This is a genomic window from Ensifer sp. GW101-20A05 (genome assembly GCF_059424735.1).
Map to the genome: position 1 here is coordinate 54,357 of NZ_JBWKZT010000010.1, position 16,625 is coordinate 70,981.

The 16,625-nt window shown below is 58.7% G+C and carries 12 protein-coding genes; 9 read left to right on the forward strand and 3 right to left on the reverse strand.

What is annotated here, in order from left to right:
- Positions 1–130: 130 nt before the first annotated feature.
- Genes AC070A_RS22735 through pyc form a run of 3 tightly spaced genes read right to left on the reverse strand, consistent with a single transcriptional unit; the run spans position 131 to position 4,566 of the window.
- Positions 131–673 (reverse strand): UPF0262 family protein, encoded by a 543-nt coding sequence (locus AC070A_RS22735; RefSeq protein WP_494773589.1) that lies wholly within the window; start codon positions 671–673, stop codon positions 131–133.
- Between the two features lie 28 nt (positions 674–701).
- On the reverse strand, positions 702–1,094 hold the full coding sequence (locus tag AC070A_RS22740) for a tautomerase family protein (RefSeq protein WP_492384572.1): 393 nt from the start codon (positions 1,092–1,094) through the stop codon (positions 702–704).
- Positions 1,095–1,104: 10 nt separating this feature from the next.
- Positions 1,105–4,566, reverse strand: a complete 3,462-nt coding sequence (gene pyc / locus AC070A_RS22745; protein WP_494773590.1) for a pyruvate carboxylase — start codon at positions 4,564–4,566, stop codon at positions 1,105–1,107.
- Positions 4,567–4,765: 199 nt separating this feature from the next.
- Between pyc and AC070A_RS22750 the strand changes: the two genes are divergently transcribed.
- From AC070A_RS22750 to AC070A_RS22790, 9 genes are all read left to right on the forward strand, one after another.
- Positions 4,766–5,995: a Gfo/Idh/MocA family protein gene (locus tag AC070A_RS22750; RefSeq protein ID WP_492384574.1), complete on the forward strand. Its 1,230-nt coding sequence runs from the start codon at positions 4,766–4,768 to the stop codon at positions 5,993–5,995.
- Between the two features lie 288 nt (positions 5,996–6,283).
- Positions 6,284–7,720 (forward strand): NAD-dependent succinate-semialdehyde dehydrogenase, encoded by a 1,437-nt coding sequence (locus AC070A_RS22755; RefSeq protein WP_492384575.1) that lies wholly within the window; start codon positions 6,284–6,286, stop codon positions 7,718–7,720.
- Between the two features lie 11 nt (positions 7,721–7,731).
- Positions 7,732–8,550 (forward strand): HpcH/HpaI aldolase family protein, encoded by an 819-nt coding sequence (locus AC070A_RS22760; protein WP_492384576.1) that lies wholly within the window; start codon positions 7,732–7,734, stop codon positions 8,548–8,550.
- Between the two features lies 1 nt (position 8,551).
- Positions 8,552–9,538: a hydroxyacid dehydrogenase gene (locus AC070A_RS22765; RefSeq protein ID WP_492384577.1), complete on the forward strand. Its 987-nt coding sequence runs from the start codon at positions 8,552–8,554 to the stop codon at positions 9,536–9,538.
- A 1-nt stretch (position 9,539) separates the two neighbouring features.
- The gene (locus AC070A_RS22770; RefSeq protein ID WP_492384578.1) at positions 9,540–11,063 is read left to right on the forward strand and encodes a sugar ABC transporter ATP-binding protein; all 1,524 of its coding nucleotides are present in this window, start codon (positions 9,540–9,542) and stop codon (positions 11,061–11,063) included.
- Positions 11,032–12,048: an ABC transporter permease gene (locus AC070A_RS22775; protein ID WP_492384579.1), complete on the forward strand. Its 1,017-nt coding sequence runs from the start codon at positions 11,032–11,034 to the stop codon at positions 12,046–12,048. The genes AC070A_RS22770 and AC070A_RS22775 overlap by 32 nt, the downstream gene beginning before the upstream one ends.
- Before the next feature lie 75 nt (positions 12,049–12,123).
- Complete coding sequence (locus tag AC070A_RS22780) at positions 12,124–13,071, forward strand: substrate-binding domain-containing protein (RefSeq protein ID WP_492384580.1); 948 nt, start codon at positions 12,124–12,126, stop codon at positions 13,069–13,071.
- 132 nt (positions 13,072–13,203) lie between these two features.
- A complete protein-coding gene (locus AC070A_RS22785) occupies positions 13,204–14,115 on the forward strand; it encodes a MurR/RpiR family transcriptional regulator (RefSeq protein WP_494773591.1) in 912 nt (303 codons plus the stop codon).
- Between the two features lie 233 nt (positions 14,116–14,348).
- Positions 14,349–16,586, forward strand: a complete 2,238-nt coding sequence (locus tag AC070A_RS22790; protein WP_492384582.1) for an AAA family ATPase — start codon at positions 14,349–14,351, stop codon at positions 16,584–16,586.
- Positions 16,587–16,625: the final 39 nt, after the last annotated feature.

Here is a 16,625-nt window from a genome sequence, read left to right on the forward strand (position 1 = left end):
CTGCAAGAATCATCATGAGAGTACGATAAGCTGGACCGGGTGCCGATAATGCAATTTCTAGCAGGCGAGATAATTCCCAATTTTCTTTATGATTGTCTTCGGCCCAAAATCGGCGGGCAAAGGGAATGGCCTATCGCGCATTGGTCACCCCTCTGGTTCTCACATTTAGCAAGCCGTTCGAATGTGGGCAGCTTCGTCGATTGTCACGCGTACTAAGGAGGGGACAGCTATGAGCGTGAACAGTCGCCGCGTGGTCCATTTTTACCCAAGTGGAGAGTCGTTCCTTGAGTAGGTCTGCGCCGGCATCGTGGAGGGCTCTCCGGCCCATATCCAGCGCCTCTATGCGATGCGCATTCCAGGTCGCCGCGGCTCGCAGGTGTGCCTCACAGATCAGTGCGTAGTCTTTCATTACCCGCCTGAAGGGAGTGAAGGACAAAATGTGCGAGACGATCGGAAGGTGATCTTCCGTCGATATCTGAAATGAGAGCTTTGCGCTGCGTGTGGACACACGCAGCCTGTAGGGACCACTCTCATCGCGGCCGATGGGTTCAAAGCGGTTGTTTTCCAACAAATCCGCAATCACGACCGATTGCTCGCGCTGTAACCGAGCATCCAGCCTGCCTTGCTGATGGTCGACCTCAATAGAGCAAAGTCGGTTTCGACCGTTGGTCATCGACGGCACCTCTAAGTATCCACCCGGATTAAAGGCTACCTGTGAGGAACTGCGCTTCTCCCATCCCGAAAGACCAATCCTCGTCGGTGTTGGTCACGAATGAGATCATCAAATCCGAAGGCAGTACGCCGGATTGTTCGCTGAGAGCGGAGCACAGTTCGCGATAGAATTCTGCCTTGTCGTCTTTAGGCCGGGGCCGGGACACCACCTCGAGAAGGACGAACCGGGATGTTCGCTCAAACCCTAAACCCGTGTCCATTGCCCGAAGGTGCGACGAAGGGTGCTCCTGCAAAATCTGGTATCGATCGCGGTCCGGAACGCGAAAGCACCGGACCATGACCTCATGTACGACGTCGAGCAGGGCGTCCCGCTCCTCCGGCGTCCAAACATTCTCAACAATATGGACTTTCATAAGAGGCATCAGTCTATCCTCAACTCAGAACCACGAGCATGTCCTTTGCATCGATTTGATCGCCGGCCTTCACAAGCACTTCGGCGATCGCTCCATCCCTCTCGGCATGGATTGCCGTCTCCATCTTCATGGCCTCGATCGACACAAGGACGTCACCCGCTTTGACAGTTTGGCCTGCTGAGACGAAGACACGGGAAATGACGCCAGGCATCGGAGCGCCGATGTGCGCCGTGTTGCCCGCCTCAGCCTTGGGGCGGATCGCCGCGCCAACCGCACCGTGAGCGCGGTCCGGCACCTTGATGCGACGAGGCTGGCCGTTGAGTTCGAAAAACACAGTCACCATGCCCTGGCTGTCGGTCTGGCTCATCGCCTGATTGACAATCACCAGCGTCTTGCCCTTCTCGATGTCGGCGAAGAGTTCCTCCCCGTCCGAAAGACCATAGAAGTAAGACGGGGTCGGTAGGACCGAGACCGGGCCGTAGGTGTCGGACGCCATCGCAAAATCGGTGAAGACCTTGGGGTACATGAGGTAGGACGCGATTTCGAAATCGCTGAGCTCGCGCTCCAGCTTGGTCTCGATGGCCTTCCGATCGGCATCGAGATCGGCGTCGGCGAAGAGCGATCCCGGGCGCACGGTGTAGGGAACTTCACCCTTGAGAGCCTTCTTCTGTAGCGCCTCAGGCCAACCGGATGGGGGTTGACCGAGGTCTCCCCTCAGCATTGAGACGACAGATTCCGGGAAGGAGACGTCCCTGTCGGGGCTGACGACATCTGCGATCGTCAGGTCCTGAGAGACCATCATCAACGCCATGTCGCCAACGACCTTCGAAGAGGGCGTGACTTTGACGATGTCGCCGAACATCTGGTTGGCGTCCGCATAGGCCTGCGCGACTTCGTGCCAACGGGATTCAAGTCCGAGTGAACGCGCCTGCTCCTTGAGATTGGTGAACTGGCCTCCCGGCATTTCGTGCAAGTATACCTCAGACGCCGGCCCTTTGAGGTCGCTCTCGAAGGCCGCGTACTGGTTACGAACGGCCTCCCAGTAGAAGGAGATTCGGCGTATCCACTCCGCGTCGAGGCCCGGGTCACGCTCCGAACCTCGGAGGGCCTCGACGATCGAGCCGAGACAAGGCTGCGAGGTGTTGCCGGCAAAGGCGTCCATAGCCGCATCAACCGCGTCCACGCCCGCGTCCACGGCAGCAAGAACCGTTGCCGCCGCAATGCCCGATGTGTCGTGTGTGTGGAAATGGATTGGAAGGTTCGTGGCGTCACGCAAAGCCTTGAAGAGAACCGTGGCGGCGGCCGGCTTCAACAAACCCGCCATGTCCTTGAGGGCAATGATGTGCGCGCCCGCCGCTTCGAGCTCTCCCGCGAGATCGGCATAGTAGCGTAGGTCATACTTCGGCCGGGCCGAATTCAGGATGTCGCCGGTGTAGCAGATCGTCGCTTCACAGAGCCTGTTTTCCTCGGCGATCGCATCCATCGACACCCGCATGTTCTCGACCCAGTTCAGACAGTCGAAGACGCGGAAGAGGTCGATGCCGCCGGCGGCTGCCTGCCGGACGAAGTATTTGACGACGTTGTCCGGGTAGTTCTTGTAGCCGACGCCGTTCGCCCCACGAAGCAGCATCTGCAGCAGCAGATTGGGAGCGGCCTCACGCACGAGCGCCAGCCTCTCCCAGGGGTCCTCCGTTAGGAAGCGCATCGAGACGTCGAAGGTCGCGCCGCCCCAGCATTCGAGCGAAAACAGATTTGGGAGCGCGCGAGCGTAAGTGCCAGCAACCCGGGCGATATCGTAAGTCCGCACGCGGGTGGCGAGGAGCGACTGGTGGCCGTCGCGCATCGTCGTGTCCGTGATCAGAACGCGCTTTTGATCTCTCATCCACTCGCCGAACTTCTTCGGGCCGAGTTCGACGAGAAGTTGCTTCGTGCCATCAGGAATCGTAAGTCCATTTGCGTACGGCACTACAGGCTTGGCGGCATTCGCAGGAGGCCGTCGGCGATCCTTTGCCTCAGGATGTCCGTTCACGGTCACGTCAGCCAAATATGTCAGCAACTTGGTTGCGCGGTCCTGCCGCTTTACCTGCTCGAAAAGTTCGGGCGTCGTGTCGATGAAGCGCGTGGTGTAGCTGTTGTCTTTGAAATGCGGGTGACCGATGATCGCTTCGAGGAAGGTCAGGTTGGTCGCGACACCTCGGATGCGGAACTCTCGCAGCGCGCGATCCATCCGAGAAATGGCTTCGGATGCGAGGGGAGCCCACGCGGTCACCTTCACAAGCAGCGGATCGTAATAGCGGGTTATAACCGCGCCGGTGTAGGACGTGCCGCCGTCAAGTCGGATGCCGAAGCCCGACGCTGAGCGATAGGCGGTGATGCGGCCGTAGTCCGGAATGAAGTTGTGCTCCGGGTCTTCGGTCGTGATGCGGCACTGCAGCGCATGGCCGTTCAAGCGGATGTCTTCCTGTTTCGGGACGCCGGATTCGGCTGTTCCGATCGCGTGCCCGTCGAGTATGTGTATCTGAGCCTTGACGATGTCGATGCCCGTCACGACTTCGGTGACAGTGTGCTCTACCTGAATGCGGGGGTTGACCTCGATGAAGTAGAATTTTCCGGTATCGGCGTCCATCAGATACTCGACCGTGCCAGCGCCGACATAGTTCGTGGCTTGGGCAATCTTCAGAGAGTAACCTGCAAGCTCAGACCTCTGTTGCGAGGTCAAGTACGGGGCAGGGGCACGCTCCACGACCTTCTGATTGCGGCGCTGGATCGAGCAATCACGCTCAAAGAGATGAACGACGTTGCCGTGGGTATCGCCGAGTACTTGGCTTTCGACGTGCCGGGCGCGTTCGACGAGCTTTTCGAGATAGACCTCGTCTTTACCGAAAGCCGCCATCGCCTCGCGCTGGGCTTCGGTCACTTCGCGCGCGAGGTCCGAGCTTGAGCGAATGACCCGCATCCCGCGACCGCCGCCGCCCCAGGAAGCTTTCAACATCACCGGATAACCGATCTCGTCAGCCATCCGGGCAACTTCGGCCATGTCGTCAGGCAGCGGTTCGGTCGCCGGCACGACAGGCACCCCGACCGAGATGGCTAGGTTGCGTGCAGCCACCTTGTTCCCGAGTTGACGCATTGTGTCGGCCGTCGGGCCAATGAACGTGATGCCTGCGTTGTTGCAGGCGTCCACGAATTCCGGACTCTCGGAAAGAAGCCCATAGCCGGGGTGGATGGCATCCGCTCCCGACAACCTGGCAACACGGATAACTTCATCGATAGACAGGTAGCTTTCGATGGGACCCAGATCGCGCGCAAGGTGAGGCCCCCGACCGACCTGATAGCTCTCGTCCGCTTTGAACCTGTGCAGGGCAAGTTTGTCTTCCTCGGCCCAAATCGCGACCGTCTTTATCCCGAGCTCGTTGGCTGCGCGAAACACGCGGATGGCAATTTCGGAACGGTTGGCGACGAGAATTTTGCTGATGGTCATGCGAGCTCCTCCAGTCGTCACGGCTAGTCTCAAAGCCGTTACGACGCAGGATCGATTACAATTAAAAATGCTCAATGTCAATGTTTGCAATAAATGTTGCTACCCTCGAATGGTCGGCGTACAAGGGCAACCTCTGCAATAAATGTTGCGGAAGGTTCGTTTCCGCAAACTGCAGGGAAGGTGTTGATAGGAGGAGATCATGGGACACGAAAATAAGGCTTCTGACGGCTTTCCCGCACCGACACGACGGCTCAGGCTTGGTGTCGTTGGCGGAGGTCAGGGCAGTTTCATCGGAAAGGTTCACGCGCGTGGCGCTAGGCTTTCAAACCGATGGGATGTGGTTGCCGGAGCGCTTTCATCGCGTCCGGATGTTGCGTTGCAATCCGGCCGCGAATGGTTGCTGAGCGAAGATCGGATATATGCCGACTACCGAGAAATGGCGGCGAGGGAAGCTGCGCGAGAGGATGGTATCGACGCTGTTGCGATCACCACGCCGAATAATACGCATTACGACATCGCTTGCGCCTTTCTGGATAAAGGTATCGACGTCATCAGCGACAAACCGCTGACAACAACCCTTGAGGACGCCCTTGATCTCGTACGCCGACAGAAGGAAACCGGACTGATCTTCGGGGTGACCTACGCCTATGCGGCCCATTCGATGGTCCGCCAGGCCCGCTCGATGATCCGTCGGGGCCTCCTCGGCGCGATACGGCAGGTGCACGTGGAATACTTCCAAGAGTGGGCATTGGTTCCTCCTGCTCAAGGTGGAGCCGGGGCGGCGTGGCGGGTGAAACCGGAACTCGTCGGCAAAGCTTTCACAACGGGCGATATCGGTACCCATTGCCACCACCTCGGCACCTTTGTGACGGGGCTGCAGATGAACTCGGTGCGTGCAGAGTTTCATACGCTAGGGCCGGATAAGCCTCTTGAAGATACCGCCTTCATGCATGTGAGGTACGAGGGCGGCATCCCGGGCACGATCATGATCTCCCAAGTCGCAGCCGGGACCCATTGTGGCTTCCAAATCAGGGTTTTCGGAGACAAGGCGAGCCTGGAGTGGAACCAGGAAAACCCGGAGCTTCTACATTTCAAGCCGTTCAACGCGCCTGCCCAGACACTCTCGCGTGGCGAGGGCGCGGGCATTGACGCCCCGGCGGCACGGTTTGTCCATATGCCGCGTGGCCATCCCGAAGCCCTGTCCGACGCGTGGGGTAATCTCTACGAGGAATTCGCCATCGCGATTGAAGCACGAAAGAACGGCATGACGCTGCCCGAAGGCTTGCTCGAGTTTCCAGACGCGTGGGAGGGCGCGCTTGGCGTCAAGTTTATCGAGGCTGCCGTCGAGTCGTCGCAAAGCGGTGGCGAGTGGAAGACCTGCCTCATCAGCTACGATCAAAGCCGGAAATTCGATTGGGCGCGGGTCTGATACGCAAAATCTAGTGGCTGCTACCCCGAATTCTGGCCGAGAGCGGCTTCGTAGTGAGCAAAAAGTTGCGTAAATACGATTTATGCAATAAATATTCCTTAACGCTTCCTGCTTCGGTTCGGCCTCCCAAGGCGACCACGGTGTTCCCGGCCCGCGATTTGGGTCGGGAACACGTCCCCGCAGAAAGATAATTGCAAATTTTCTTGACACGCAATTATTATTGCGTATTCCTTTACTCAGCATATTTTATTGCATGCGCATCGTGAGCGGTGTGTGGGAGGAGGATAAATGTACGACGCCCTTGGTCTGTTCATCGACGGTTCCTGGTCCGGCAAGCCGACTGGTGCATCGACGGAAATTACCGATCCAGCGACCAACGAAGTTCTCGGTATCGTGCCCGCGGCGTCCGTCGAGGAAACGACGTCGGCAATCGCCGCCGCGGAGCGCGCATTCCAAAAATGGAAGAACACTCCGGCTTGGACTCGCGCGGACCTTCTTCACAAGGTTGCCGATGTCATGGCGGCACGGACCCAGCAGGCCGCAAACCAGATCACTCTCGAAACTGGTAAGCCTGTCGCTCAGGCCGGTAGAGAGTGGGGGCTGGCCGTTGACCAGTTCCGTTGGTACGCGGAAGAGGCCCGTCGCATTTACGGCCGCATTGTCGAGAGCCGAGTTCCTGGCGGAAGGTTCGAAGTCACGCACGAGCCGGTTGGCGTCGTCGCGGCCTTCACCGCTTGGAACTTCCCCGCCGCGCTTATTGCAAGAAAAGTTGCGCCGGCCTTGGCCGCTGGCTGCTCGGTCATCGTTCGTCCTTCGGTGGAAGTTCCGGGCGTCGCGATGATCATGTTCGACTGCATCAGAGAGGCTGGAATACCGGCGGGCGTCGCCAACCTGCTTATCGGACCGACAGCGAACACCTACAAGCCCATTATGGCTTCTCCTATCGTGCGGAAAGTGTCCTTGACGGGTTCGACACAGGTTGGTCAGCAAATGATCCGTGACAGCGCCGAAACCGTGAAGCGGGTCAGCATGGAGCTGGGTGGCAATGCGCCGATGATCGTTTTCGACGATGCCGATCTCGAGAAGACGCTCGATCTCGCTGTCCCGACCAAATATGCGAACTCGGGCCAAGTCTGCGTTACCCCGGATCGCTTCTACGTCCACGACAGCCTCCATGACGCGTTCGTGGAAGGGTTCGCCCGGCGGGCAAAGGCACTCAAGCTCGGGCATGGCCTGAAGGAAGACACGCAGATGGGCCCGCTGATCAATCAGCGGCGGCTATCCGCCATCGAAAAAATCGTCGACGACGCGAAGTCGCGAGGCGGTGAGATCGTCGCTGGCGGGAAGCGGCCGGCCGAACTGAACACCGGCTTCTTCTTCGAGCCTACCGTCATCAGCGGGCTGCCGGATGATGCCCTCGCATTGGCGGAGGAAAACTTCGGTCCTATCGCGGCAATCACGAGTTTCCGTGATCGCGACGAAGTGTTCCAGAGAGCCAATGCGTCGGAAATGGGGCTGTCGGCCTACGTTTTCACGAGCGACGCCAACAAGGCCAGAGACGCGGTCGCGGAACTTTCCGCCGGCATGGTGGGCGTAAACAGCTTCGCGCTCGCGGCGGCTGAAGCGCCGTTCGGCGGCATCAAAGCGAGCGGCATGGGACGTGAAGGCGGTGTCGAAGGCATCCTCGACTACTCGAACGTCAAGCTCGCGCAAGTTGTCATCTAAGGTTTAGCCAAATGATCAAGAACGGAATTAAGCGCCTCTGGGCGGACGGGAAACCTGTGCTCAACGGTTGGCTGTCGATAGCCAATCCTTTCAGTGCCGAGATAATGGCCGGGCAGGGCTATGACGCGGTCACGATAGACATGCAGCACGGCGCAGTCGGGTATGACGGCGCACTGCCGATGCTGCAAGCGATGCGCGCCAGTGGCGCTACGCTGATGGTCCGGGTCCCATGGCTCGATCCTGCGGACATCATGAAGGCCCTGGATGCCGGCGCGTACGGGATCGTTTGCCCGATGGTGAACACCAGGGAGGAGGCGGAACGGCTGGTCTCCTATGTTCGGTATCCGCCGCACGGAGTTCGAAGCTTCGGCCCCACAAGAGCACTGTTCGCAACCGGGGCCGGATACGCGAACGAGGCCGATGACGAGATCATCTGCCTCGCGATGATCGAGACTGCGCAGGCCTACCAGAACCTCGACGAGATTTTGGCGACGCCCGGTTTGGACGGCGTCTACATCGGTCCGGCAGACCTTACCTTGGGATTGCAGGGCAAAAAGTACGCCCCCGGGTTCGATCGAAAGGAGCCCGAGATGATCGAGGCGATCAGGCACATCCTGGATCGCACCCATAAGGCAGGAAAGCGAGCAGCTCTCCACAACGGGACCGCTGAATACGCGGCTCAGGCCGTGGATTGGGGGTTTGATCTCGTAACCGTCTCCAATGACGTACGCCTGCTCGCCGGCGCAGCCGAGGCGAGTGTCAAGAAATTCCGCGAACTCACGGATCAGTCCCATTCTCGCGGCGAAACAGATGCCAAGGGAGGATACTAATATGGTCCGCGTCCTAGTTGCCGGAAAGATTCATCCTGACGGACTTGCGGTTCTGAACCGTCCCGACATCGACGTCTCCTACGTCGAAGAAGTCTCAGCGCCTAGCTATCGCCCGCATCTTGCGGATGCGGATGCCATCCTTATCCGAACCCAGCCGCTCTCTGCCGAGTACATCGCCGAGGCAAACAACCTCAAGATCGTCTCGCGCCACGGCGTCGGCTTCGACGCTGTCGACCTTCCCGCCCTCAATGGGCGCGGCATTCCACTAACGGTCGTCGGCGACGTCAATTCCCGAGCCGTCGCGGAACACGCCGCCATGCTGATGCTGTCGGCCGCAAGGCGTACGGTCCTCTTCGATCAGCGGATGCGCGGCGGTGACTGGAACTATCGCAACAGCCTCGATTGCGACGAACTGGACGGGCGCACGCTCCTCATCGCCGGTTTCGGTCGGATCGGACAGCGTCTTTCGCAGATCGCGAAGGCGCTCGGCATGGAGGTCTTGGCCTACGACCGGTTCCAGGCCGACGAGACGCTGCTTTCCCGAGGCGTTCAGCCGGTTTCCGACTTCCTGGAGGGGCTGCGACGGGCGGACGTGGTGAGCCTGCATGTGCCGAAGGTGGGCGACCAGCCGCTTATCGGCCGCGCGGAGTTGGCCGAAATGAAACCGACAGCGATCTTGATAAATACCGCTCGCGGTGGGCTCGTTGACGAAGTGGCCCTCGCTGACGCCTTGAACGCCCGACAGCTTGCAGCGGCAGGCCTCGACGTGTTCGGCGATGAACCGCCCAAGCCGGACAATCCGCTTCTCGCCTGCGAGCGCGCGATCCTCTCTCCGCATAACGCTGGCCTGACGGAAGCCTGCGCTCGGCGAATGGCAATCGCCGCGGCTACCAACGTCGTCAACTTCTTCGACGGTCGGCTCGACTCTACTCTTGTTGTGAACCAAGAGCAGATAAAGGGCCGTTCCGGAGCGGCGATCGGGGCCTAGCATGGCGCTACTGACCCTCAGCGACGTCGCAAAGTCCTATGGAAGTGTGGCTGTTCTCAAGAGCATAAATCTTGAGCTTCAGGCAGGTGAAGTCCTCGCCCTCGTAGGAGAGAACGGGGCCGGCAAGTCGACGCTTATGCGTATCGTGGCCGGTCTCGCTCCTCTTTCATCGGGACACTCAAGCTTCCAGGGACGCCCTGCGCCGACGACGTTGGCCGAGGCGGAACGGGCTGGCATCATCATGGTGCACCAGGAGTTTTGCCTCGCCCCGCACCTTACTGTGGCCGAGAACGTCTTTCTCGGTCGCGAGCTACGCAAGGGGCCGTTCACCGACAAGGCGAAGATGGAATTGCTCGCCCAGGAGGGCCTCAGGCACCTTGGGTCGTCGGCCGCACCACGTTCAAAGCTCAAGGACCTGCCGGTATCGGACTGGCAGATGGTCGAACTCGCGAAGGCATTCGCGCGAGACCCGCGCATCATCCTGATGGACGAGCCCACGGCGGTCCTCTCCGGAGCGGAAGCGGAGCGTCTTTTCGAGAAAATCCGTCAGTTTCGAGGGACCGGCGGCTCCGTCATTTTTACGTCGCATCGATTGGACGAGGTAAAGGAGATCGCTGATCGGGTGGCTGTCCTGCGGGATGGCCAGGTAGTGCGCCTCGAAAAGGCCTCCCATTTGACCGAGGCGCAAATGGCGGAAGCGATGGTCGGGCGTCCGCTCGCCGAAATCTATCCGGAAAAGAAACCGCCCGCCAAAACTCAAGAGGTCCTTTCGGTCGAGGGGCTCACGACGCCCGGCTTCGTGACGGATGCTTCGTTTTCCCTCAGGTCGGGAGAGATTTTAGGCGTGGCCGGATTGGTGGGGTCGGGGCGCACCGAGCTCTTCGAAGCACTTTGCGGTCTACGCAGCGCCCATTGCCGGCGGTTTTCGTACGCCGGAAAGCCGGGGAAGTTGCCGACGGCACGTGAGGCGTGGGCTTTAGGTATCGCGTACCTCACCGAAGACCGGAAAGCCAAGGGCCTTCTTTTGGGCAAGAGCCTGGACGTGAACCTTGCCCTTACGCAGGGCGCGTTGTCCGGGAAGTCTTGGATCAACAAGAAGGCTGAACGCGCCCGTTTGATCGAGGCGATTTCCGGCTATGACATCCGAACCGGTCGAATTGACGTGACGGCCGGAGCACTCAGTGGCGGAAACCAGCAGAAGGTTCTCATCGCCAAAACTCTCGCCACGGACCCGAACGTCGTCATCTTCGATGAACCGACGCGGGGAGTCGATATCGGCGCTAAGCAACAGATTTACGAAATCATCGCCCGTCTCGCGGAGCAGGGCAGGGCCATCATAGTTGTCTCATCTGAAATGCAGGAGGTCGTTGGCCTTTCTCACCGCGTGATCGTCATGCGGAAGGGAAAGACCGTTGGCGAGCTTGTCGGCGAGGGGATCAACGAAAGCGAGATCATCAGACTCGCGATGGGAGTTCAGGAGGAGGAGAAAGACGATGTCCGATATTTCGGCAACGCACGTAGGTAGCGCGGGTTTAGCCGGGCCGCAGAAGGCGTTTAAGGCTGTCGAAGCCGCGGGGCCGTTGCTTGCCCTCATTATTCTGATGCTCGTCGGCTCGCTCATGAGCAGCAATTTCCTCGGAGCTGAAAACCTGTCTAACGTTTTCACCCGAAGCGCGATCATTGGGATCATCGCCATTGGGGCGACATTCGTGATCACCGCCGGCGGTCTCGACCTGTCGGTCGGTTCGCTCTCGGCACTCGTTGCCGGGGTGGCGATCATGTTCATGAACAAGGCGACCGGATCGTTCGGGGCGGGTTGGTTGCTTGTGGCAGCCGGCATCGGTTTCTCTCTGTTCCTTGGAGCAGTCGCCGGGTTCGTCAACGGCGCGATGATCGTAAAGGGGCGCGTCGAGGCGTTTATCGTAACTCTTGGGACAATGGGCGTCTTCAGGTCCGTCCTAACGTGGCTTTCGGACGGTGGCTCGATCTCGCTCGATTTTTCTCTCCGCGATGCGGTCCGGCCGATCTACTACGGAAACGTTGGGGGCGTCGCCGTCCCGATTCTCGTCCTGATCGTAATCGGCGTTATCGCCGAGGTCGTGATGAGGCGCACACGCTTCGGCCGTCACGTCGCTGCGATCGGTTCGAACCGCTATGTAGCTCTCTATTCCGCAATTCCCGTCAACCGCGTCCGTATTCTCACCTACGTCATCCAAGGCCTCTGCGTGGGCATAGCGACCGTCATCTACGTACCGCGTCTCGGTGCTGCCACTCCGTCGACCGGTTTGATGTGGGAACTCGAGGCCATCGCCTCGGTGATCATCGGTGGTACGGCGTTGGGAGGAGGCTTCGGACGAGTGTGGGGTACCGTGGTCGGCGTTCTGATCCTCGGCTTCATCAGTAACATCCTGAATCTGACCGGCTTCATCAGCCCGTACCTGAACGGGGCGGTGCAGGGTGCCATCATCGTCGTAGCAGTTCTGCTCCAGCGCGACCGCTCGCAGGGCTAGCTCCACAGTTCAATCACAGTTCACCGAGTTCTGCATTTCGCGGACCTCATAGCCACGTCCTCTGGGAGGGGAACCATGTTAAGCACGATCAAGAATTTGCTTGCTGCCGGCAGCATCGCGTTGGCTGCGATGTCAGGAAGCGCGTTCGCAGCCGACGCGACCATCGGGATATCTATCCCGGCTGCGGATCACGGTTGGACCGGCGGCCTTGTGTACCATACGAAACGCACGGTGGAGGCCATGAAAAAGGCTTTCCCGAACATCGATTTCGTGGTGGTCACGTCGTCAAGCGCAACACAGCAGGTGAACGATATCGAAGACCTGATGAGCCGTAAGATCGACGGCCTCATCGTGCTTCCTCAGGAATCCGACCCGCTGACCGAGCCGGTGAAGGCAGCGAAGGCGAAGGGCGTTTTTGTCGCCGTGGTCGACCGTGGCCTGGCTGAGAAGAACATCGAAGACCTCTACGTTGGTGGTGACAATCCGCAGTACGGCACAGCAGCCGCGGAGTACTTCAAGAAGAAGTTCCCGGACGGCGCAAAGATCGTCGTCATGCGCGGTATCCCGACCGCCATCGATAACATCCGTATCGAAGCGTTCCAGAATGCCCTGAAGGATTCCGGCATTGAGGTGCTGGACATGCAGTATGCCAACTGGAACCCGGACAAGGGCTTTGAGGTCATGCAGGACTACCTGCAGCGCTTCCCGGAGATCGACGGCGTCTGGGCCGGCGACGACGATGCCGCCCTCGGTGCGATCGAGGCAATCAAGCAGGCAGATCGGAAGGGCGTCACCGTGCTGGGTGGCTCCGGTATGAACAAGGTGATCAAGCTCATCCAGGACGGCCACGAAATGGTCGATGCGGACATATTCTACCCGCCGACACTGATCATCCCTGCAATCGAACTGGTGACTATGAAGTTCGCGACACAGGCACCGATCAATGGCCACTACGTACTCGGCAGCCCGCTCATCACCAAGGAAAACGCGTCCGAATACTATTTCCCGGATGCACCCTACTGATCCGCGAGGGAGGCGCGGAAACGCGCCTCCACATATTTAATTGCTAGTTTCAGAAAGTTGCAATAACTGTAGTGTAGCGAGTTCGATGGCGAGATCGGAAAAACGACTACTCGCGGTCGAGGGAGAGTACGTATGCCAAGGACGAAGCAGAAAACCGAAGCACCTGTGAACTTGGCTCACTACGAAGGGTTTGTGAACGAGGTAACGAGCCAGTATCCCAACCTCAGCGAACGATACCAGCAGGTCGCCCGGTTCCTGACGCAGAACCCCAATATCGTCGCCATGCAGTCGATCAACGCGATTGCGGAGCAATGCGGCGCGCATCCCTCCATTCTGGTTCGCTTCGCGCAGCACTTCGGGTTTTCCGGGTTCAAACAGTTGCAGGCGGTCTTTCAGACCCGTCTGTCCACCGCTGCGCCAGGCTACCGCGAGCGCATCAGCGCGCTTGATGCGGACTTGGAAAAGACCAAGAAGAAGGGCAATCTCGGCTTTCTCCACGACCTCGTCGTCCGGGACATCGCAACCCTTCAGGAACTCCTGAACTCAATCAGCGAAGCGGACCTTTCGAAGTCTGCCAAAATCCTGAAAGACGCCGACACGATCTTCATCGCCGGTCAGCTTAGATCGGAGCCTATCGCCCGATTCCTGCGTTACGTGCTGTCGATGCTTCGTCGGCGCGTCGTATTGCTCGACCCCTCCGGCGGGCTAGCGCCGGAAATGGCCCAGGTCATGGGCCCCAAGGATGTGCTCGTGGCGATCTCGTTCCGACACTACGCCAAGGAAGTCGTGGCGATCTCGGATGTCGCTGCACAGAATGGAACCCCAATGGTTGCCATCACGGATAGTCAATTGTCCCCTCTGGCGAAAAGCGCTGCCGTCTTGTTCACGGTTCCGGAGGACGAGTACTCGTTCTCGAGGAGCCTGGCGGCTCCCATGTGCCTTACTCAGTGCATTGCCGTATCGCTGGCTGCCATGCTGCAGGCGGATGATCCTGGATCGCCGCGCATCCCGACCGTGACAGAAAATCTCCGCCGGAAGGCGTAAGGCCAAAGAGCATATGCAAAGTTATCGCTCTCCCAATCCCTGCACGAACGGCGCTCGGTTCGAGTCACACTGACACGAGGGTTCTGTCGGTGCCTAATCATTGATTTCTGCTCAAGAACTGACGCGTACGATCGATGCCTTTTCTTGGCCTTCCACCAGCGCGGGAATCTCACTAATTTCCCGGTTGTGCGCCGTCGGTACATCGGCAGCCTTAGTGGGGGAGCGATCATCAAGTGCTCAAGAGGATTTCCAGCGTTAGGGACTTCGGGGTCTTCAATAACTTCTCTGGCAATACGATGCCCGAGTTCGGCCTGTTCAATCTCGTCTACGGTTGGAATTACAGTGGAAAGACGACGCTCTCTCGTGTCTTCAGGTGTCTCGAGGCAAGCGCTCTCCACCGGGACTATCCCGATGCGACGTTCTCGCTTACGCACTCGGACGGCGTCAACCGTGATCATTCCTTCGGTAGCGGAACGATCGTCCGAGTCTTCAACGAAGACTTCAGAAAGGACAACTTGTTCTGGGATGATGCCTCCGGGTTCAATCCGATTGTGTTACTAGGTGCGGAAAACATCGGAAAGCAGCAGGAACTCGCTGATAGAAAGCTCGACGTCACCAGCGCGATCGATGCACGCACTACCGCTGTCGAAACTGCCAGGCGTCACACCGAAATTATCAACAACGCCGAGAGCGAATGCGCGACGCTGATCGTTCGCGAGCTTGGAGCCGGTCGCTTCGACAGGCGACATGTAAGGCAGGTTGTCGAAACGTGGCCTTCCGAGGTCCCTGCACCACTGGACGATGAAGTATTCCGTTCGGATCGTTTGAAGCTGTCCGTTGACCAAAAGGAAGAGCTTCCGGACCTTCATGTTGATCTGCGCGATGTGCACCCACAATGGGGGACATCAGTGTCGTTGCTGGGTGAACAGCTCGGATCGTCTGGAACGATTCCGCGGCTTGCGGAGAACCCAGAGATCGGCAACTGGGTGGGGGTTGGGCTTCACATCCACAAGAACACTACTCATTGCGAATTCTGCCTGGGAGTTATCGAGGGGGATCGCCTACGTTCGCTCAACGCTCATTTTTCGACGGCTTTTGTAGACCTCAAATCTAGGCTCGAGAAAGCGGTCGAATGGTTAGAAACACGCATTGTGGTCGTCGATGGGGCGACCTATTCGAAATCGCAGTTCTATCCCGATCTGCATGAAGAACACGCTGCCGCCGGTGCGGCGTTTAAAAGCGCGCGCGACGAGTTCAATTCTGCGCTCCAAGACCTCGTTGAGCGCCTTCGTCGTAAAAGTGACAATCCTTTCGAGACGGTTTCTCCGCCCGAAGTCTCGCCCTTGACCGCGGAACTACGCGGTGCGGCCGAGCGGTTTCAAAGCCTGATAGACGAGAACAACCGCCGCACACGTGAATTCGCGTCGGAGCGCGGTGCGGCGTTCAGCCGTCTGAAGGACCACTACGTGGCTTCAGCGATGCAGACGATCGATCTGCGGCGTCTTCAGCGAGAGATCGAAATCACCAAAAGCTCAGAAGCGGCCGCTGTCACCGAAATTGCCAGGCTGGAGGTCGAGATCGCCCGCCTGCAACAGGAATTGTCAGAGACAACCAAGGGGGCGATTGCGATCAACGACGCGCTCCGGAGGTTTTTCGGTAAAAATGACATTCAGGTCACAGTCACCGACGACGATAGGTTCATGCTGATGCGGGGCGACAGTCCCGCAAGGAACCTGAGCGAAGGTGAGCGAACGGCTATCGCATTCTGCTACTTCGTTACAAAGCTATTGGAGAACGGCAACCTGCTTGCCGACACAATCGTCTATATAGACGATCCGATATCCAGCCTGGATTCGCACCATCTCATCCATGTAAACGCGTTCCTCAAGGATACCTTCCTGAAGTACGATGAGAACGCGACTCCGAGATACGGATGTCTCGCAAAACAGGTGTTCGTCTCCACACATAACTACGAGTTCTTCCACCTTTGCTGGGAATGGATGCAGCGACGTAAGATACAGGGCTTTTCAGCTGCCTTCATGGTGGAACGCATAGACTCGAATGGGGTCATCAGCTCCCGAATTATCGAATGCCCGAAGTCCATCCTTCAGTTCCGCTCGGAGTACCTCTTCTTATACCATCAGCTTGCTGCGTACGCGAACTCTCCGTCCAATGACGCGATGGTCATCTTCAACCTTGGCAACATGGCGCGTCGGTTCGTCGAAGGCTACCTCGCGTTCAAGTTCTTCGAACACCAGGCCATCGACAGCAAACTTCCCCTCGTAATCAAGGACACCGTCCAGTGCGAGAGGGCACGGAAGTTCATGCACTTCTATTCCCATAGCCTCAATCGGGGAGGAGGCTTGAAGCTTCCTGACATGTCGGAAGCGCAAGCGGCGGTGTCGTCGATTCTCGACGGAATTCGAGACCACGATCCGATCCATTTCAGCGCTCTCCAAAGCGCGGGCTAAAATGGGTCAGCGTGCAGTCTCTTGTCCAGCGTCGACATC